The organism is Pseudomonas orientalis (assembly GCF_001439815.1).
In the GTDB taxonomy this organism is placed as follows: domain Bacteria; phylum Pseudomonadota; class Gammaproteobacteria; order Pseudomonadales; family Pseudomonadaceae; genus Aquipseudomonas; species Aquipseudomonas orientalis.
The window spans coordinates 12,445-34,893 of record NZ_JYLM01000010.1; the positions used below are offsets into that span (position 1 = coordinate 12,445).

Here is a 22,449-nt window from a genome sequence, read left to right on the forward strand (position 1 = left end):
AAGCTCAGGCGGTATGATCGACCTTGATGGTCGGGTCGGCACCGCTGATCAGCGAGTTGATGCTGGTATGGGACCAATCGTTGCCTTCCAGCTTGATGGTCACATCCGCATTGGCCACGCCGCCAGCGGTGTTGAGCTTGCCTTCACTGCTCACTTGCAGGGTCGACACGCCTTCTACCGTGGTGATCTTGAGGTAGTTGTCGATGGTGCTGTCCGTCTCGCCCTTCAACAGGTCGCGCAGGTCAATCCGATCACCTTCCGAGGCCTTGAAGTCCTTGATCACATCGTTGCCGATGTCACCGGCCTTCCACACGAAGGTGTCGGCACCCAAACCGCCGATCAGGATGTCGTTGCCCTGGCCGCCGATCAACGTGTCGTTACCGGTGCCGCCCAAGAGGATGTCATTGCCCTTGCCGCCGTCCAGCACGTCGTTGCCGCCCTGGCCGAACAGGATGTCATCGCCGCCGCCGCCCAGCAGCGTGTCATTGCCGTCCTTGGCGCCGGATACGTCGAAGTCCGCGTAATGCTCGGTGACGTACTGGTGCACGTTCGAGGTGGTGACCGACGCGATGGCCATACCGGTTTTCTGTGCCACAAAGGCCTGCAGCGCGTTGTAACCCTCACCGGTCACCCCGCTGAAGCTCACCAGGTCGCCAAACAGGATGTCATTGCCGTCGCCACCGCTGATGGAGTCCGCGCCTGGCAGAGTCGCTTCGGTGTGGCCGAGGATGGCATTGGCCAGGTCCTTCGGATCGATGTTGCTCTGCGGCTTGCCATCGCTGTCGTACGGCTTCAAATCAGTGAGGCTGACATCGCCGTTGATGCCGATCGCCTCCACGTGCGACAGCCCGCCCAGGAGCGCAAAGGCGCTCTTGGAATTGGCCACTGTTGCCGTGTCGGTGGCGTTGCCGCGACCGTCAAGATTGGACAATTCATAGGTGCCGTCGCCCTGGGCGCGAACCGTGCCCAGATTGTTCGCCGTCCACCAGAAACCGTTCCAGGTCTGCAGTTGAGCGGCACCCGAGGTGTCGATGCTGAAATAGTGGGTGTTATCCAGATACTTGCCGACCGAGGTCCCGGGTGTGTAGTTGGCGGTCGTCACCACATCATCGAACTTGACGTTGCCGTAGAGCGTCAGGTTGGTCTGCTCGCCGCTCTGGTAGAACGTCGGTTGGCCGTCGGTGATGAAGTACGTCAGGTTGGTCGCACCGGTGTTTTTGCTCGCCAGGTCGCTCTGGAAGAAGTTGGCGGTGGTCTTGAACACGTCTTCGTAGTTGGTGCCGCCTTCCGACACCATCGAATCCAGCACTGCCTTGAGCTGCGTCAGCGCGTTGGGGGCGTTGAGGTTGATCGCAATCGACTTGTTCACTTGGCTATCGAAGTCGGCCAGGAAGATATTCACCGTGCCCGACGTATTGGTGCCCAGGCTGTTCTTGAGCGAGTTGAACACAGTGGTCAACGACGCCTTCGCCGCATCGATCGACGCCGAGCTCATGCTGCCGGAGCTGTCGACCATAAAGGCGATATTGTAATTCTTGCCCTGCACCACGTTCAGGCCGCCGATGTCGGCCACGACGATGTCGTTACCGTCGGTGCCGGTAATCGAGTCGCTGCCCGAAGTGCCGGTTATCGAGCTATAGGTCGCCGGGTAGACCGTGACTGGCAATAGCGCGGTGGTGGTCGCCGACCCGCCGATGCTTTCGGTAGAGGTCGAAGTCACCGTGAGGTTGAACTGGCCGCTGTAGTAGGTCGGCGGCTTGATGGTCAAGGTGCCCAGGTCCCAACCGGTGACGTTGACTTCGCCCGTGGTTTTACTCGCGGTGAAGGTATGGCCCGACGCATCGGTCAGCACGGCGCCTGCCGGGATGCCGCTGATCTTCACGCTCAGGGTTTCCGAACCGTCGGTGTCGGTCAGCGCGGTGGTGACCTTGGACAGTTTGACGCTGCCGTTTTCCTGGCCTTCGTTGAGCTTGTAGCCCACGTAGTAACCGTCACCGTTGCTGCCATGCAGATCGGATACGGTCACACCGGCGTTGGTCAGGTCGGTGATGCCGGTGTACAGCGGCACGGTGCCGGTGCTCAGGTTTTGCACGGCCCCGCCGTTGATCGACAGGTTGACATCAAAGCTGCCAGGCCCCGCTTGGTTGGCCTGGTAGATCTCAAGGCTGTAATAGCCGCTGACCGTTGGCGTGAACGCGCCGCTGAATTTGCCGCTGTTGGTGCCCCACAGCCCGCTGGCAATATCTTTGCCGCCGACGTTGACCACCACGCTGTCATCGGCGATGCCGCTGAAGGTGTAGCTCTTGCCGGCTTCCATGTAGATCAGGCCGGAGATCTTGGAACCAGAGCCGGCGTTGACGTTGTCGACGGACTCGACGTTGGTCACCACAGAGGTGTTGTTCGGTGTGCCTGCATTGTCGATGGCTTTTTTCAGTACGTCGGGCGCAGCGCCATTGCCGCTGTTGCCGAGGTTGGCAATGCTGTTCCAGGCCTGTTTCACCAGGCCGGTCGAGGTGACGTTGTTATCTGCCACGTTCAAGGTCGGTGCATCGGCCACTGGGGTGATATCGACTTTCACCGTGGCGCTGGCGCCCAGGTCCTTGCCGTCGGTGGGCTGGAACTTGAACTGTGCGTAATCGGCCTGCTTGTTCCCGATGCCGGTGCCGCTATAACCGTCGGCGCCGGACTCGTTGGCGTTGGGCATAAAGCGCAACTGACCGCCATCGACCTGGGCTTTGGTAAAGGTCTGGCCGCTGGTCACATTGGTCCAGGTGGTGCCGTCGGCTGCCAGGTATTGCAGCTTGCCGGCCACCGGCAGGTCGGTGATTTTCACGCCGAGGCTGGCTTGTGGCGAGTCCACGTCGGTCACGCCGAAGTTGGCCCAGGTCAGCGCGAGCGCAGTGTCTTCGGTACCGGTCACGGCTGCGCCTGTTGCCACTGGCGCATCGTTGACCGCCAGCACATTCACGGTGGTGGTGGCGACGTTGGAGTAATTGCCGCCGTCGGTCACCGTCACGGTAATGGTGCGCGGCGTGGTGCTTGGGTCGTGGCTGCTGTTGGTGAATGTGATGTTCTGGATACGCTGCATGTAGTCCGCCAGCGTCGCGCTGCCCGACAACGTCAGGGTGATGGTGCCCGTCTGGTTATTGGTGCTGACGCTGATGCCATTCACGCTGTTGCCCAGGTTCAAGGCATCACCGGCTTGCGCGTTGGTCAGGGTGACCGTTGCACCGCTCAGCAGCGTGCTGTCCGGATCCGTGATCTTGATATCGGTGTCGGCAATCGACACACCCGGCCCTGCGGTGCCTTCGGTAAAGGTGGTCTTGTAATCGTTGCCGCTGGCGCCGCTGGAATTGTTGGCGTCCAGGTCGATGACCGGTGGCGCATCGTTGTCGAGGATGTCGGTACTGACGGTGCCCTTGTCGATCACCAGGTTCTCGAAATTGCCACCGGTGGCCTTGTCGATGGTGATGACGATTTTCTCCGTCGGCTCGGTGATTCTGTCGTCCAACGTGCGGATATCAAACGGCACGCTGCTGGCGCCTGCCGGGATCTTCACGGTGTACACGCCATTGAAATCCGAGCCGTCGGTGGCCGTGCCGCTGTACTTGAGCGTGACGGTCACATCGGTTTGCGCCGGGTTGCTCAAGGCCAGGGTGTAATGCGCCGTGCCGCCCTCAGTTACCGATGCGTCGCCGCTGAGGCTGAGGGTGGTGTTGGTGACCACGTCCGTGACTTTGGTGACCACGGTGCTGCCATCCACCATCAAGTGCTCGTACTTGTCGCCGCCGCTGACGACGCCGCTGATTTTGGCCGTCACATCACTGGCGCCGACATACGCATCGTTAGGCACGGTGGCCGTGGTGAAGTTGCTGGACTTGCCGTTGCCGATGGTAATGGACGAGCCGTTATCCAGCTTCACCACCAGGTCGGAACCCAGGTTGGTGACTGCCGCGCCGCTCTTGTCGACCAGCGACGCGGTGTAGACAATCTGCCCGCCCTCGCTGACCGAGCCGGTGGCCTTGAGCACCACGGTCACATCGTCGATGGTGTCGTTGATCGTAGTGGTTGCGCCGCCCGGGGTGACGGTCACACCCTCGAAATTACCGCCGGTGGTGCCGGTGATCTTGACGGTCTGAGTGCTCTTGTCGATGAACACGTCATCGCCTGGTGCCGCAACCGTCACTGTGCCAACGGTTGCACCTTGCTTGATAGTGATGCTGGAACCGTTGTCCAACTGCACCACCATGTCGCTGCCGGCCTTGTTGCTCAGGGTCGCGGTGTAGGTGATCTGGCCACCTTCGTTGACCGCGCTTGGCGCGCTCAGCGTGACGCTGGTCAGATCGGTGCTGCCAGGGGTGTCGGTCACGGTGGTATTGACCGCTGTGGTGCCTGGCACCAGGTTTTCAAAGTGCTCGCCACCGGTGACGGTTTTGATCGCAGTGCTGACGGTTTGATCGCCTTTATAGACGTCGTTGGGTGCAACGGTGGTGATCGTGCCGCTGGATTGGTTCACTCCAATGGTGATGGTTTTGCCGTTATCCAGGGTGACGGTCAGCGGACTGGTGATGTTGGTCACCGGTGCGCCGTTTTTATCCACAAGGCTGGCGGTGTAGACGATGTTGCCGCCTTCGCCGACGGTTGTGGTGGCGGTCAGGACTACGTCGACCTTGTCGATGGTGTCGTTGATCGTTGTCGTTGCGCCGTTGCCAGCAACTTCCAATTTCTCAAAGTTGCCGCCCGTTGCGTCGGTGATTTTGACGGTCTGGGTGCTCTTGTCGATGAATACGTCATCGGTCGGCGCTGGGACGGTCACAGTGCCGACGGTGTCGCCGGCTTTGATAGTGATGCTTGAACCATTATCTAATTTCAGCGTTACGTCGCTGCCTGCTTTACTGGAGAGCGTAGCGGTGTAAGTGATCTGGCCACCTTCGTTGACGGCGGTTGGCGCGGTCAGCGTGACGGTAGTGGTATCAGCAGTGCCTGGGGTGTCGGTGACGGTGGTATTGACTGCCGTTTTACCTGGCGCCAGGTTTTCGAAGTGCTCGCCACCGGTGACGGTTTTGATGGAGGCCGTGACAGTTTGATCGCCTTTGTAAACGTCGTTGGGTGCCACAGTAGTGACTGTGCCGCTCGACTGATTCACGCCAATGGTGATGGTTTTGCCGTTATCCAGGGTGACAGTCAGCGGGCTGGTGATATTGGTCACCGGCGCGCCGCTTTTATCCACAAGGCTGGCGGTGTAGACGATGTTGCCGCCTTCGCCGACGGTGGTGTTGGCGGTCAGGACGACGTCGACCTTGTCGATGGTGTCGTTGATCGTGGTGGTTGCGCCGTTGCCAGCAACTTCCAACTTCTCAAAGTTGCCGCCCGTTGCGTCGGTAATTTTGACCGTTTGGGTGCTCTTGTCGATGAATACGTCATCGCTTGGTGCAGGCACGGTTACGGTGCCGACGGTGTCGCCGGCTTTGATGGTGATGTTCGAGCCGTTATCCAACTTCAGTGTGACGTCACTGCCTGCTTTGTTGGAGAGCGTAGCGGTGTAAGTGATCTGGCCACCTTCGTTGACGGCAGTTGGCGCAGTCAGCGTGACGGTAGTGGTATCAGCAGTGCTTGGGGTATCGGTGACAGTGGTGTTAACCGCTGTAGTACCTGGCACCAGGTTTTCAAAGTGCTCGCCACCGGTCACGGTTTTGATGGCGGTCGTGACGGTTTGATCGCCTTTGTAGGCGTCGTTTGGTGCCACGGTGGTGACGGTTCCGCTGGATTGGTTCACACCGATGGTGATGGTTTTGCCGTTGTCCAGGGTGACGGTCAGCGGATTGGTGATGTTGGTCACCGGCGCGCCGTTTTTATCCACAAGACTCGCGGTGTAGACGATATTGCCGCCTTCGCCGACGGTGGTGGTGGCGCTAAGAACTACGTCGACCTTGTCGATGGTGTCATTGATCGTGGTGGTTGCGCCGTTGCCTGCGACTTCCAGTTTCTCGAAGTTGCCGCCAGAAGCGTCGGTGATTTTGACGGTCTGGGTGCTCTTGTCGATGAACACGTCATCGCTTGGCGCAGGCACGGTCACGGTGCCGACGGTATCGCCGGCTTTGATGGTGATCGATGAGCCGTTGTTCAGTTTCAGCGTAACGTCGCTGCCCGCTTTGTTAGAGAGCGTAGCGGTGTAAGTGATCTGGCCACCTTCGTTGACTGCGGTTGGCGCGGTCAGCGTGACAGTCGTAGTGTTGTCAGTACCTGGGGTATCAGTCACGGTTGTAGTGACTTTGTCGGTACTTGGAACGAGGTTTTCGAAGTGCTCGCCACCAGTAACGCCTTTGATCGCGGTCGTGACGGTTTGGTCGCCCTTGTAAACATCATCCGGCGCAACAACCGAAACAGAACCGCTCGACTGATTTACGCCAATGGTGATGCTCTGGCCGTTATCCAAGGTGACGGTCAGCGGATTGGTAATGTTGGTTACCGGCGCGCCGTTCTTATCTACAAGGCTGGCGGTATAAACGATGTTGCCGCCTTCACCGATGGTAGTGGTGGCACTCAGAACCACGTCGACTTTATCGATAGTGTCGTTGATCGTGGTAGTCGCACCGCTGCCTGCAACTTCCAGTTTTTCGAAGTTGCCACCGGTAGTTTCAGTGATCTGAACGGTCTGCGTGCTCTTATCGATGAACACGTCATCGCTTGGCGCAGGAACGGTCACGGTGCCGACGGTGTCACCGGCTTTAATGGTGATGTTCGAACCGTTATCGAGTTTCAGCGTGACGTCAGTACCGGCCTTGTTGCTCAAGGTCGCGGTGTAGGTGATCTGGCCACCTTCGTTGACTACGCTTGGCGCTGTCAGCGTGACAGTGGTGGCGTTGTCGGTGCTCGGAGTATCAGTAACGATGGTATTGACGGGCGTAGTGCCTGGCACCAGATTTTCGAAGTGCTCGCCACCGGTCACGCCATTGATGGCGGTCGTGACGGTCTGATCGCCTTTATAGACGTCATCTGGTGCCACAGCGGTGACTGTGCCGCTCGATTGGTTCACACCGATGGTGATGCTCTGACCGTTATCCAAGGTGACGGTAAGCGGATTGGTGATGTTAGTCACTGGCGCGCCGTTCTTATCCACAAGGCTTGCGGTGTAGACGATGTTGCCGCCTTCGCCGACGGTGGTGCTGGCGCTCAGAACCACGTCGACTTTATCGATGGTGTCGTTGATCGTTGTCGTTGCGCCATTGCCCGCAACTTCCAATTTCTCAAAGTTGCCGCCCGTTGCGTCGGTAATCTTGACCGTCTGAGTGCTCTTGTCGATGAACACGTCATCGCTTGGCGCAGGGACGGTCACGGTGCCGACGGTTTCACCAGCTTTGATGGTGATGTTCGAACCGTTATCCAGCTTCAGCGTTACGTCAGTACTGGCCTTATTACTTAAGGTCGCGGTGTAGGTGATCTGGCCACCTTCATTCGCCTGGGGCGGAGCCGTCAGGGTAACGGTGGTGGTGTTATCAGTGCCCGGGGTATCAGTAACGGTGGTGTTAACCGGCGTGGTGCCAGGCACGAGGTTCTCGAAGTGCTCGCCACCAGTGACAGTCTTGATAGCAGTGGTGACGGTCTGGTTGCCTTTGTACACATCATCCGGCGCAACAACCGAAACAGATCCGCTCGGCTGATTTACGCCAATGGTGATGCTCTGGCCGTTATCGAGTGTGACGGTCAGCGGATTGGTGATGTTGGTTACCGGCGCACCGTTTTTATCCACAAGGCTGGCGGTGTAAACGATGTTGCCGCCTTCGCCGACGGTGGTGGTAGCGGTCAGGACTACGTCAACCTTGTCGATGGTGTCGTTGATTGTTGTCGTTGCGCCGTTGCCGGCAACTTCCAGCTTCTCGAAGTTGCCGCCCGTTGCGTCGGTAATCTTGACCGTTTGAGTGCTCTTGTCGATGAATACATCATCGCTCGGTGCAGGGACGGTCACTGTGCCGACGGTATCGCCGGCTTTGATGGTGATCGATGAGCCGTTATCAAGTTTCAGAGTGACGTCAGTACCGGCCTTGTTGCTCAAGGTCGCGGTGTACGTAATCTGGCCACCTTCGCTAACAGCATTCGGTGCGGTCAGCGTGACAGTCGTGGTGTTATCAGTACCTGGGGTATCAGTCACGGTTGTAGTGACTTTGTCGGTACCAGGAACGAGATTTTCGAAGTGCTCGCCGCCGGTTACGCCATTGATGGCGGTCGTGACGGTTTGGTCGCCCTTGTACACATCATCCGGCGCAACAACCGAAACGCTACCGCTCGACTGGTTCACACCGATAGTGATGCTCTGGCCGTTATCCAGCGTCACCGTCAGCGGATTGGTGATGTTGGTTACAGGCGCGCCATTTTTATCCACAAGGCTGGCGGTGTAGACGATATTGCCGACTTCGCCGACGGTGGTGGTGGCACTCAGAACCACGTCGACTTTATCGATGGTGTCGTTGATCGTTGTCGTTGCGCCATTGCCCGCAACTTCCAGCTTCTCGAAGTTGCCGCCAGTGGTTTCAGTGATCTGAACGGTCTGGGTGCTCTTGTCGATGAACACATCATCGGTCGGCGCAGGGACGGTCACGGTGCCGACGGTGTCACCGGCTTTAATGGTGATTGACGAACCATTATCGAGTTTCAGCGTGACGTCAGTACCGGCCTTGTTGCTCAAGGTCGCGGTGTAGGTGATCTGGCCACCTTCGTTAACAGTACTTGGCGCGGTCAGCGTGACGGTGGTGGTGTTGTCGGTGCCCGGATTATCAGTAACGGTCGTGTTAACCGGCGCGGTGCCAGGTACCAGGTTCTCAAAGTGCTCGCCGCCAGTGACAGTCTGAATTGCAGTGGTGACCGTCTGATCGCCCTTGTAGACATCATCCGGCGCAACAACCGAAACAGAACCGCTCGACTGATTTACGCCAATGGTGATGCTCTGGCCGTTATCCAAGGTGACGGTCAGCGGATTGGTGATGTTGGTCACCAGCGCGCCGTTCTTATCCACAAGGCTAGCGGTATAAACGATGTTGCCGCCTTCACCGACGGTGGTGGTAGCGGTCAGAACCACATCGACTTTGTCGATGGTGTCATTGATCGTGGTGGTCGCACCGTTGCCTGCAACTTCCAGTTTCTCGAAGTTGCCACCGGAAGCGTCGGTGATTTTGACCGTCTGGGTGCTTTTGTCGATGAACACGTCATCGCTTGGCGCAGGCACGGTCACGGTACCGACGGTGTCGCCGGCTTTGATGGTGATGTTCGAGCCGTTATCCAACTTCAGTGTGACGTCACTGCCCGCTTTGTTGGAGAGCGTAGCGGTGTACGTAATCTGACCACCTTCGTTCGCCTGGGTCGGGGCCGTCAGGGTAACGGTGGTGGTGTTATCAGTGCCTGGAGTATCAGTAACGGTGGTGTTAACCGGCGTGGTGCCTGGCACCAGATTTTCGAAGTGCTCGCCACCAGTGACGGCCTTAATAGCAGCGGTGACCGTCTGATCGCCTTTGTAAACATCATCCGGCGCTACAACCGAAACAGATCCGCTCGATTGATTTACGCCAATGGTGATGCTCTGGCCGTTATCCAAGGTGACGGTCAGCGGATTGGTGATATTAGTCACCGGCGCGCCGTTTTTATCCACAAGGCTTGCGGTGTAAACGATGTTGCCGCCTTCACCGACGGCGGTGGTGGCGGTCAGGACGACGTCGACCTTGTCGATGGTGTCGTTGATTGTGGTGGTCGCACCGTTGCCCGCCACTTCCAGCTTCTCGAAGTTGCCGCCAGTGGTTTCGGTGATCTGAACAGTCTGGGTGCTCTTATCGATGAACACATCATCGGTAGGTGCAGGCACAGTCACTGTGCCGACGGTATCGCCAGCTTTGATAGTGATCGATGAGCCGTTGTCCAATTTCAACGTCACGTCGCTACCGGCCTTATTACTCAAGGTCGCGGTGTACGTAATTTGCCCACCTTCGTTAACGGCATTTGGTGCTGTCAACGTAACAGTGGTGGTGTTATCGGTACCCGGCGTATCGGTAACCGTGGTGTTAACGGGCGTGGTGCCTGGCACCAAATTCTCGAAGTGCTCGCCACCGGTCACGCCATTGATGGCGGTGGTGACGGTTTGGTCGCCCTTGTACACATCATCAGGCGCCACAACCGAAACGCTGCCACTCGACTGATTTACACCAATGGTGATGCTCTGGCCGTTATCCAACGCTACGGTCAACGGGTTGGTGATATTAGTCACCGGCGCGCCGTTCTTATCCACAAGGCTGGCGGTGTAAACGATGTTGCCGCCTTCGCCGACGGTGGTGGTGGCGGTCAGAACCACATCGACCTTGTCGATGGTGTCGTTGATCGTGGTGGTTGCGCCGTTGCCAGCAACTTCCAGCTTCTCGAAGTTGCCGCCAGTGGTTTCGGTGATCTGGACGGTCTGAGTGCTCTTGTCGATAAACACGTCATCGCTTGGAGCAGGCAGGGTCACAGTGCCAACGGTATCGCCGGCTTTGATAGTGATCGACGAGCCGTTATCCAGTTTCAGCGTGACGTCAGTACCGGCCTTGTTGCTCAAGGTCGCGGTGTACGTAATCTGACCACCTTCACTCGCCTGGGCCGGAGCCGTCAGCGTGACGGTAGTGGTGTTATCAGTGCCCGGCGTATCAGTTACGGTGGTGTTAACTGGCGTGGTGCCAGGCACCAGGTTTTCGAAGTGCTCGCCACCGGTCACGCCATTGATGGCGGTCGTGACGGTCTGATCGCCTTTATAGACGTCATCTGGTGCCACAGCGGTGACTGTGCCGCTCGACTGATTCACACCAATGGTGATGCTCTGGCCGTTATCCAGCGTCACCGTCAGCGGATTGGTGATGTTGGTCACCGGCGCGCCGTTCTTATCCACAAGGCTGGCGGTGTAGACGATGTTGCCGCCTTCGCCGACGGTGGTGGTGGCGGTCAGGACTACATCAACTTTGTCGATCGTGTCGTTGATCGTGGTGGTTGCGCCATTGCCTGCAACTTCCAGCTTCTCGAAGTTGCCGCCCGTTGCGTCGGTAATCTTGACCGTCTGCGTGCTCTTATCGATGAACACGTCATCGCTTGGAGCAGGCACGGTCACGGTGCCGACGGTTTCACCGGCTTTAATGGTGATGCTTGAACCGTTATCCAGCTTCAGCGTGACGTCAGTACCGGCCTTGTTGCTCAAGGTCGCGGTGTACGTAATCTGACCACCTTCATTCGCCTGGGTCGGAGCCGTCAGTGTCACGGTGGTGGTGTTGTCGGTACCCGGTGTATCGGCAACGGTGGTGTTAACGGGTGTGGTGCCAGGCACCAAATTCTCAAAGTGCTCGCCACCACTGACGGTTTGAATAGCAGCGGTGACGGTCTGGTCGCCCTTATACACGTCATCCGGCGCAACAACTGAAACGCTGCCGCTCGATTGGTTCACACCAATGGTGATGCTCTGACCGTTATCGAGTGTGACGGTCAGCGGGTTGGTGGTGTTGGTCACCGGCGCGCCGTTCTTATCCACAAGGCTTGCGGTGTAGACGATGTTGCCGCCTTCGCCGACGGTGGTGGTAGCGGTCAAAACTACATCGACCTTGTCGATGGTGTCATTGATCGTGGTGGTCGCACCGTTGCCCGCAACTTCCAATTTCTCGAAGTTACCGCCGGTGGTTTCGGTGATCTGAACGGTCTGTGTGCTCTTATCGATGAACACGTCATCGCTTGGCGCAGGAACGGTCACAGTGCCGACGGTGTCGCCAGCTTTAATGGTGATGCTTGAACCGTTATCCAGCTTCAGCGTGACGTCATTACCGGCCTTGTTACTCAAGGTCGCGGTATAGGTGATCTGGCCACCCTCGTTGACGGCGCTAGGCGCGGTCAGCGTGACGGTAGTGGTGTTATCGGTGCTCGGCGTATCAGTAACGGTGGTGTTAACCGGCGTGGTACCTGGAACCAGATTTTCGAAGTGCTCGCCACCGGTCACATCTTTGATAGCTGTGGTGACGGTTTGGTCGCCCTTGTACACATCATCCGGCGCAACAACAGAAACGCTGGCGCTCGATTGGTTCACACCGATGGTGATGCTCTGGCCGTTATCGAGTGTGACGGTCAACGGGTTGGTGATGTTAGTCACCGGTGCACCGTTTTTATCCACAAGGCTGGCGGTGTAGACGATGTTGCCGCCTTCACCGACGGTGGTGGTGGCCGTCAGAACTACGTCGACTTTGTCGATAGTGTCGTTGATCGTTGTCGTTGCGCCATTGCCCGCAACTTCCAATTTCTCAAAGTTGCCGCCCATTGCGTCGGTGATCTTGACCGTCTGAGTGCTCTTGTCGATGAACACATCATCGGTAGGCGCTGGGACGGTCACAGTGCCGACGGTATCGCCGGCCTTGATGGTGATGTTCGAACCGTTATCAAGTTTCAGAGTGACGTCAGTACCGGCCTTGTTGCTCAAGGTCGCCGTGTACGTGATCTGACCACCTTCATTGGCCTGGGCCGGAGCTGACAGGGTAACGGTAGTGGTGTTATCAGTGCCCGGAGTATCGGTAACGTTAGTATTAACCGGCGTAGTGCCAGGCACCAAATTCTCGAAGTGCTCGCCGCCAGTGACAGTCTGAATAGCAGTGGTGACGGTCTGATCGCCCTTATACACATCATCCGGCGCAACAACAGAAACGCTGCCGCTCGATTGGTTCACACCAATGGTGATGCTCTGGCCGTTATCCAGCGTCACCGTCAGCGGATTGGTGATGTTGGTTACAGGCGCGCCGTTTTTATCCACAAGGCTGGCGGTGTAGACGATGTTGCCGCCTTCGCCGACGGTGGTGGTGGCGGTCAGGACTACGTCGACTTTATCGATGGTGTCGTTGATCGTGGTGCTCGCACCGTTGCCTGCAACTTCCAATTTCTCAAAGTTGCCGCCCGTTGCGTCTGTGATCTTGACCGTCTGCGTGCTCTTGTCGACGAACACGTCATCGCTTGGCGCTGGGACGGTTACGGTGCCGACGGTGTCGCCAGCCTTGATGGTAATCGACGAACCGTTGTCCAGTTTCAGCGTAACGTCGCTGCCCGCTTTGTTAGAGAGCGTAGCGGTGTAGGTGATCTGGCCACCTTCGTTGACGGCGGTTGGCGCGGTCAGCGTGACAGTCGTGGCGTTATCAGTACCTGGGGTATCAGTCACGGTTGTAGTGACTTTGTCGGTACCTGGAACGAGATTTTCGAAGTGCTCGCCGCCGGTTACGCCATTGATGGCGGTCGTGACGGTTTGGTCGCCCTTGTACACATCATCCGGCGCAACAACCGAAACGCTCGCGCTCGATTGGTTCACACCGATGGTGATGCTCTGGCCGTTATCCAAGGTGACGGTAAGCGGATTGGTGATGTTAGTCACCGGCGCGCCGTTCTTATCCACAAGGCTGGCGGTGTAGACGATGTTGCCGCCTTCGCCGACGGTGGTAGTAGCGGTCAGGACCACATCCACCTTGTCGATCGTGTCGTTGATCGTGGTGGTTGCGCCATTGCCTGCAACTTCCAGCTTCTCGAAGTTGCCGCCCGTTGCGTCGGTAATCTTGACCGTCTGCGTGCTCTTATCGATGAACACGTCATCGCTTGGAGCAGGCACGGTCACGGTGCCGACGGTTTCACCGGCTTTAATGGTGATGCTTGAACCGTTATCCAGCTTCAGCGTGACGTCAGTACCGGCCTTGTTGCTCAAGGTCGCGGTGTACGTAATCTGACCACCTTCATTCGCCTGGGTCGGAGCCGTCAGTGTCACGGTGGTGGTGTTGTCGGTACCCGGTGTATCGGTAACGGTGGTGTTAACCGGCGTGGTGCCAGGCACCAAATTCTCAAAGTGCTCGCCACCAGTGACGGTTTGAATAGCAGCGGTGACGGTCTGGTTGCCCTTATACACGTCATCCGGCGCAACAACCGAAACGCTGCCGCTCGATTGGTTCACACCAATGGTGATGCTCTGACCGTTATCGAGTGTGACGGTCAACGGATTGGTGATGTTGGTCACCGGCGCGCCGTTCTTATCCACAAGGCTGGCGGTGTAAACGATGTTGCCGCCTTCGCCGACGGAGTTGGTGGCGGTCAGGACAACGTCGACTTTGTCGATGGTGTCATTGATGGTGGTGCTTGCGCCGTTACCTGCAACTTCCAGCTTCTCGAAGTTACCGCCGCTGGTTTCAGTGATTTGAACGGTCTGAGTGCTCTTGTCGATGAACACGTCATCGGTAGGGGCTGGCACGGTCACGGTGCCGACGGTTTCACCGGCTTTGATAGTGATATTCGAACCATTATCGAGTTTCAGCGTGACGTCAGTAGCGGCCTTGTTGCTCAAGGTCGCGGTGTAAGTAATCTGACCACCTTCGTTCGCCTGGGCTGGAGCCGTAAGGGTAACGGTTGTGGTGTTATCAGTGCCTGGAGTATCAGTAACGGTGGTGTTAACCGGCGTGGTACCTGGCGCCAAATTCTCAAAGTGCTCGCCACCGGTTACGCCTTTGATAGCGGCGGTGACAGTCTGGTTGCCTTTGTACACATCATCCGGCGCAACAACCGAAACGCTGCCGCTCGACTGGTTCACACCGATGGTGATGCTCTGGCCGTTATCCAGGGTTACGGTCAACGGGTTGGTGACATTAGTCACCGGCGCGCCGTTTTTATCCACAAGGCTGGCGGTGTAGACGATGTTGCCGCCTTCGCCGACGGTGGTTGTAGCGCTCAGGACTACATCGACCTTGTCGATAGTGTCATTGATCGTGGTGGTTGCGCCGTTGCCTGCGACTTCCAGCTTCTCGAAGTTGCCGCCGCTGGTTTCAGTGATCTGAACGGTCTGGGTGCTCTTGTCGATAAACACATCATCGCCTGGCGCAGGCACGGTCACCGTGCCGACGGTATCGCCAGCTTTGATGGTTATCGACGAGCCATTATCAAGTTTCAGAGTCACGTCACTGCCCGCTTTATTGGAAAGCGTGGCGGTGTAAGTAATCTGCCCACCCTCGCTTGCTTCAGCCGGCGCGGTCAGCGTGACGGTCGTGGTATCGACGGAATCGGTAATAGTAGTAACTGCTGGCGTCGTACTCGGCACCAGGCTTTCGAAATTGCCGCCGGTTGCGCCGGTAATGGTGGTGCTGACGGTCGAACCGTTGACGTATACGTCGTTGGCCGGGGTATCGACAACAACAGTACCTGTCGACTCACCTGCCTTGATGGTAATCACCGAGCCATTGCTCAAAGTGACGCTCACCGGGGTCTGCGCCGGGTTGGTCAAGGTGGCGGTGTAGGTGATCTGACCGCCTTCGGTCACAGTCGAACCGGCCGTCAGGGTGACAGTGGTGGTATCGACCGAATCAGTAATGGTGGTGACCGCAGGCGTCGTGCTCGGCACCAGGTTTTCAAAGTTGCCGCCGGTTGCACCGGTAATGGTGGTGGTGACGGTCGAACCGTTAACGTAGACGTCGTTGGCCGGGGTATCGACTACTACCGTGCCTGTCGACTCACCCGCCTTGATGGTAATCACCGAGCCATTGCTCAAAGTGACGCTCACCGGGGTCTGCGCCGGGTTGGTCAAGGTGGCGGTGTAGGTGATCTGACCGCCTTCGGTCACAGTCGAACCGGCCGTCAGGGTGACAGTGGTGGTATCGACCGAATCAGTAATGGTGGTGACCGCAGGCGTCGTGCTCGGCACCAGGTTTTCAAAGTTGCCGCCGGTGGCGCCGGTAATCGTAGTGCTGACGGTCGAACCGTTAACGTAGACATCGTTGGCCGGGGTATCCACTACTACCGTGCCCGTCGACTCACCCGCCTTGATGGTAATCACCGAGCCATTGCTCAAAGTGACGCTCACCGGGGTCTGCGCCGGGTTGGTCAAGGTGGCGGTGTAGGTGATCTGACCGCCTTCGGTCACAGTCGAACCGGCCGTCAGGGTGACAGTGGTGGTATCGACCGAATCAGTAATGGTGGTGACCGCAGGCGTCGTGCTCGGCACCAGGTTTTCAAAGTTGCCGCCGGTGGCGCCGGTAATCGTAGTGCTGACGGTCGAACCGTTAACGTAGACATCGTTGGCCGGGGTATCCACTACTACCGTGCCCGTCGACTCACCCGCCTTGATGGTAATCACCGAGCCATTGCTCAAGGTGACGCTCACCGGGGTTTGCGCCGGGTTGGTCAAGGTCGCGGTGTAAGTGATCTGACCGCCTTCGGTCACGCTCGAACCCGCCGTCAAGGTCACGGTAGTGGTGTCGAGGGTGTCGGTAATCTGCGTCACGGCCGGGTTCGGGTCGAGGGTCAGCACCAGGTTGTTGCCGCCGGTGATGCCGGTGACGTTGACGCTGATTTGGCTGGCGTCCAGATACGGGCTGTCGTTAGGCGCCAGGGGCACGTTGACGGTGCCGGTCAGCTGGCCCGAAGGAATGGTGATCACCGCGCCGTTGGACAGGGTGATGGCCAGGTCGCTGGTGCCGGCCTGGGTCACGGTGGCGGTGTAAGTCAGCACGCCTCCGGCTTCGGTGATGCTCGGGGTGGCGCTCAGGCTCAGGGTCGCAGGCTGCAGCGCCAGGTTGCCGTTGCCTGCGGAAGCTTGAGCACCGTTAAAGGTATTCAGCGTTGCTGTGCCCTGACCGATAGGGGCGGTGGGAAAACCGATGGTCGGATCGACACGCCCGGCGGTCGCGTCCAGCACCACAAAGCTGTGGCCGCCGCCTGCCGCGCCATTACCGGCAGCGGTGGCGCCGGCGGCAGTGGCTTCCAGTTCGGTGGTCGGGTCGGCGCCGGCGGCGATGGCTTGCTGCAGTTCGGCCACCGATGGCGCGGCCTGCTCGGTGGCGGCGGCCAGGTCGGCGGTGGAGTCCGGCATGTCGGCGCTCCACTGAGTGTCGCGGCCCAGGTCCAGCGTGCGCCCATCCGCCAGCTCCAGGCTCACTGCGCCCGACAGGCCGGTATCAATCTGGTCGCCCGCGAACAGGCGATCACCCTCAACAAGAACACGGCGTGTCCCTTCCGGAGAAATAACGAACACTTGACCAACAATGCTTTTGACGATGGCAACAACATTGCTCATTAAATATTTCTCCGGCGATCCGTTTCTGATGATTCCATGTGGCCGCTCAAGAGGGAGGGCCAAACGGGAGGGGGCGTAGTCTGAACAGTTACTGGCGTCAAATTATTGGCTAGAATTTTTAGTTATCTAGTTTATGCCAAACTATTGACCTTATGGCCGCCATCCTAAACAATCGCCCCCGTAATGTCACATTGATATTTATGCGGCGAACCGTCCTACATGTGTGAAGCAGTTCCGCTTTTTGAACTTTCCGACGTACGGTCATTACGGTAGCCATTATCCGACGCGGCGGCGCCAATCGCTGTGATTTGAGACAAGAAAGTCCTGGGGAATTTTTTAATGCGTCTGCACCTGTTCAAGGCAATACCGTTCGTTCTCGCCGCCAGCTTTGTACAAGCCCAGACGCTGCCCCAAGCCATGCAGCAGGCATTGGATGTGCACCCTGAAATTCAGGCCGGTGTAAACAGCCGCATCGCCGCCGATTACCAATTGCGCGCGGCGCAGGGTGGGTATCTGCCGCGTGTCGATTTGAATGCCGGCTATGGCCGTGCCGGCACTGACAATGCTTCCACCCGCGCCGCCAATGGCACGGGCGGCAACCACTGGGAAACCCTCAATCGCGGCGAGTCCAGTCTGCGCCTGCAGCAAATGATCTTTGACGGTTTCGCCACCTCCAGCGAAGTCGGACGTCAACAAGCCAACGTCAACTCCCGTGCCTATTCGCTGCTCGGTACGTCCGAGCGCACCGCGTTGACCGTTGCCCAGGTCTACCTGGAAGTGCTGACCCGTCGTGAGTTCGTGCGCCTGGCCGAAGACAACCTGCGCAACCACGAACGCATTTACGACCAGATCAAGTTGCGCACCCAGCGCGGCGTCGGTAACGGTGCCGATCAGGACCAGGCCGAAGCGCGTCTGGCCCAGGCCCGCAACAACCTGATCACCGAGCAGACCAACCTGGCGGATGCACAGACCAACTACCTCAGCGCCGTTGGCCAGATGCCCGACCAGCTCGAGCGCCCGGCGCCGTTCATGGCCATGCTCCCGGCCGACCTTAATGAAGCGCGCCGCCAGATGCTCGACAACAGCCCGGTGCTGCGCTCGGCCGAGTCGGACATCTCCGCCGCCGAGCAGCAATACGCGGCCGCCAAATCCAGCTTTTATCCACGCTTTGACGCTGAGCTTGGCACCAATGCCGACAACAACGTCTCCGGTGACGCCAACCACAGCAACGGCTGGGAAGCCATGGTGCGCATGCGCTTCAACCTGTTTGCCGGTGGCAGCAACAAGGCCGACCTGCAGTCGAAGTCGTACCAGGCCAACCAGGCCCTGGACATTCGCAACAACGCCCTGCGCCAGCTCAATGAAGAACTGGGCCTGGCCTGGAACGCCTTGAACAACGCCAACGCGCAACTGCCGGTGGCCCAGCAGTACGTGGACCACAGCACCCGCGTGCGCACCTCCTACCAGCAACAGTTCAGCCTGGGCCAACGTACCCTGCTGGACTTGCTCGACAGCGAGAACGAATTGTTCACCGCTTCGCGTCGCCTGGAAGAGATCAAGAACATTCAGTTATTTACTCAGTACCGAATCAAGGCGACCATGGGCGAATTGCTCAAAAGCCAAGGCGTCGTCGCTCCCATGGCCTCCATCGTGCAAAACGATGTGAAGCCCAAAGTCCAACTGCCTGGAATGAACTGAGTCACCCCATCGCCCCATCTGTTAGTCGAGAGTGCCCCCGCGTGGAATCCGAAGTCAGTCGAGTTCATCTCAGTCATGATCCACGCACGCTGCACGACGACCCGTTACTCGACGGGTTGCTGGCACTCTGCGCCCTGCATCAGAAACCGGCCAGTGCGGCCATGCTCACCACCGGCCTGCCGCTGCCTTCGCAGCGCCTGAGTGCCGAGTTGCTGGCGCGCGCCGCCGCGCGTGCCGGGCTGCAGGGCCGGCTGCTGCAACGCAAGCTCGAACAGATCCCGGCCATCGCCTTACCGGCGCTGCTGCTGCTCAAGGACGGGCGCAGTACCGTGCTGGTCGGCTGGGAAGGCAACGATCAGGCGCGGGTGCTGCTCAGCGAAAGCGATGGCGGCGAGGTGCTGATCAAGCGCGAGCTGCTGGCCGACGACTACACCGGCAAAGTCTTCTTCGCCCAGCCGCAGCACAAATTCGACGTCAATCACGGCACGCTGATTCCCCGGGCGCGGTCGTGGTTTCGTGACACGCTCAAGCGTTCGCGCTGGTTGTATACCGACGCCATCGCCGCCAGCTTCCTGATCAACATCATCGCCATGGCCGCGCCGCTGTTCGTGATGAACGTGTACGACCGCGTGGTCCCGAACCAGGCCACCGCCACGCTGTGGGTGCTGGCCGTGGGCATCTGCGGCGCGTATCTGTTCGACCTGGTGCTCAAGAGCCTGCGCAGTCTGTGCCTGGACCTGGCCGGTAAAAAAACCGACCTGATCATCTCCGCCACCTTGTTCGAGCGTATCGTCGGCATGTCGATGAAGTACCGCCCGGCACGGGTCGGCAGCTTTGCGCAGAACATCCATGAGTTCCAGAGCCTGCGCGACTTCCTCGCGTCGCTGACCCTCACCAGCCTGATCGACCTGCCGTTCACGCTGCTGATTTTCCTGGTGATTGCGCTGCTCGGCGGGCACCTGGTGTGGATTCCGGTGCTGGCGTTCCCGATTGCCCTGGGTATCGGCTACGCCCTGCAAAAACCTTTGGTCGCGACCATGGAACGCACCATGGCCCTGGCCGCCGAACGCCAGTCGAGCCTGATCGAAACCCTCGCCGGGCTGGATGCGGTCAAGGTCAACAACGCCGAGAGCGAACGCCAGTACGGCTGGGAACAGACCATCGGCACCTTGAGCCGGCTCGAACTGCGGGTGAAGTTGCTGTCGGGCCTGTCGATGAACATGACCCTGCTGATCCAGCAACTGGCCGGCGTGATCATGATCGTGTTCGGCGTGTACCAGATCATCGACGGCAACCTCAGCATGGGCGGCCTGATTGCCTGCTACATGCTCAGCGGCCGCGCCTTGAGCCCGCTGGCCTCGCTGTCGGGCCTGCTCACGCGCTACCAGCAAGCCAAGGTCACCATGACCTCGGTGGACCAGATGATGGAACTGCCCCAGGAGCGCAATTTCGAAGAGCGCCCCATGAGCCGTCGCACCCTGCAAGGCGCCATCGAGTGCCGGAACCTGAATTTCACCTATCCGAACCAACAGAATCCTGCGCTGAAAAACATCAACCTGGTGATCAAGCCAGGGGAAAAAATCGGCATCATCGGCCGCAGCGGCTCGGGCAAAAGCTCCCTGGCCAAATTGATCGTCGGCCTCTATCAACCCGACTCCGGCGCGTTGCTGGTGGACGGCGTGGATGTACGCCAGATCGACGTCAGCGAACTGCGCCACAACATCGGCTATGTCGCCCAGGACATCCAACTGCTGGCCGGCACCCTGCGCGACAACCTGGTCAGCGGTGCGCGCTACGTCGAGGATGAGATGGTCCTGCAAGCCGCCGAACTGGCCGGCGTGCACGAATTCGCCCGCCTGCACCCGCAAGGCTATGAGCTGCAGGTTGGCGAGCGTGGACAGAACCTGTCCGGCGGCCAGCGCCAGAACGTCGCCCTGGCCCGTGCGCTGCTGCTCAACCCGCCCATCCTGCTGCTGGACGAACCCACCAGCGCCATGGACAACACCGGTGAAGAACGCTTGAAACAACGCCTGCACGCCGTGGTGCAAAACAAGACCGTGGTACTGGTGACGCACCGTGCCTCGCTGCTCTCCCTGGTGGACCGCCTGTTGGTGGTCGACCGTGGGCAGATCCTAGCGGACGGCCCGAAAGCCGTGGTCATGGAAGCGCTGAAGAAGGGGCAGATCAGTGTCGCTTAATGCCATCAAGAGCGCGGTCGCGCGCTACTTCAAAGGTTCCGACTCGCTGCAGGGCCAGCCGCTGCCCGAGGTCAACAAAGCGCTGATCGAAGATGCGCCGCGCGTCATCCGCCTGACCATCTGGGCCATCATCGCCTTCTTTGTGTTCCTGGTGGTGTGGGCGGGTTTCTCCGAAATCGACGAAGTGACCCGTGGCGACGGCAAGGCGATTCCGTCGTCCAAGCTGCAGAAAATCCAGAACCTGGAAGGCGGTATCGTCGCCGAGCTGTACGTCAAGGAAGGCCAGATCGTCGACGCCGGTGCGCCGTTGATTCGCCTGGACGACACGCGGTTCGTGTCCAACGCCGGGGAAACCGAAGCGCTGCGCCTGGCCATGCAACTGCGCGTCGAGCGCCTGAGTGCGCAGGTGGACGACCGCCCGCTGAATATTCCCGACGATGTGCTCAAGGCCGCGCCCAGCCAGGCCGCCAACGAGCGCTCACTGTATGAAAGCCGCCGCCAGCAGTTGAAAGACGAAGTCGGCGGTTTGCAGGAGCAACTGGTGCAGCGCCAACAGGAGTTGCGTGAGTTCACCTCCAAGCAGAGCCAGTACCGCAGCCAGTTGTCCCTGCAACGCCAGGAAATCAACATGTCCGAGCCGCTGGTGGCCCAGGGCGCGGTATCGCCGGTGGAAGTGCTGCGCCTCAAGCGCGCCGAAATGGAAACCCGAGGCCAGCTGGACGCCACCACCCTGGCGATCCCGCGCGCCGAATCGGCGATCAAGGAAGTGCAGCGCAAGATCGACGAGACCCGTGGCAAATTCCGCAGCGAAGCCCTGACCCAGCTCAACGAGGCGCGCACCGAACTGAACAAGGCCGAATCCACCGGCCGCGCCCTGGAAGACCGCGTCAGCCGTACCCTGGTCACCTCGCCGGTGCGCGGCATCGTCAAGCAGTTGCTGGTCAACACCGTCGGCGGCGTGATCCAGCCGGGCAGCGACATGGTGGAAATCGTGCCGCTGGACGACACCCTGCTGGTGGAAGCCAAGATCCGCCCGCAGGACATCGCCTTCCTGCACCCTGGGCAAGAAGCGGTGGTCAAATTCACCGCCTATGACTACACCATCTACGGTGGCCTGAAGGCCAAGCTCGAACGCATCGGCGCCGACACCATCACCGATGAAGACAAGAAAACCACCTATTACATGATCACCCTGCGCACCGACCGCAGCCACCTGGGCACCGATGAGAAACCGCTGCTGATCATCCCCGGCATGGTCGCCTCGGTGGACATCATCACCGGCAAGAAAAGCATCCTCAGCTACCTGCTCAAGCCGATCATCAAGGCGCGGGCGGAGGCGTTGCACGAGCGTTAATCTTCATTGCCTGTGCCGGCCTCATCGGTGGCAAGTCGAATCGTCGCACCGCCCCTCCCACATTTTAAGTGTGTTCACAAATCAAGTGTGGGAGGGGGCTTGCCCCCGATGAGGCCATCAGCATCACC

4 protein-coding genes are annotated in these 22,449 nt (G+C 59.1%); 3 read left to right on the forward strand and 1 reads right to left on the reverse strand.

What is annotated here, in order from left to right:
* Window positions 1–4: 4 nt before the first annotated feature.
* Window positions 5–17,071: a retention module-containing protein gene (locus TU82_RS21835; RefSeq protein WP_057725301.1), complete on the reverse strand. Its 17,067-nt coding sequence runs from the start codon at window positions 17,069–17,071 to the stop codon at window positions 5–7.
* A gap of 339 nt (window positions 17,072–17,410) precedes the next feature.
* Between TU82_RS21835 and TU82_RS21840 the strand changes: the two genes are divergently transcribed.
* The 3 genes from TU82_RS21840 to TU82_RS21850 are packed head-to-tail and all read left to right on the forward strand — an operon-like array spanning window position 17,411 to window position 22,321.
* Window positions 17,411–18,769 (forward strand): TolC family outer membrane protein, encoded by a 1,359-nt coding sequence (locus tag TU82_RS21840; protein ID WP_057725302.1) that lies wholly within the window; start codon window positions 17,411–17,413, stop codon window positions 18,767–18,769.
* 41 nt (window positions 18,770–18,810) lie between these two features.
* Window positions 18,811–20,967, forward strand: a complete 2,157-nt coding sequence (locus TU82_RS21845; RefSeq protein ID WP_057725303.1) for a type I secretion system permease/ATPase — start codon at window positions 18,811–18,813, stop codon at window positions 20,965–20,967.
* Window positions 20,957–22,321, forward strand: a complete 1,365-nt coding sequence (locus TU82_RS21850; protein WP_057725304.1) for an HlyD family type I secretion periplasmic adaptor subunit — start codon at window positions 20,957–20,959, stop codon at window positions 22,319–22,321. Before TU82_RS21845 ends, TU82_RS21850 begins: the two co-directional genes overlap by 11 nt.
* The last annotated feature ends 128 nt before the right edge of the window (window positions 22,322–22,449 follow it).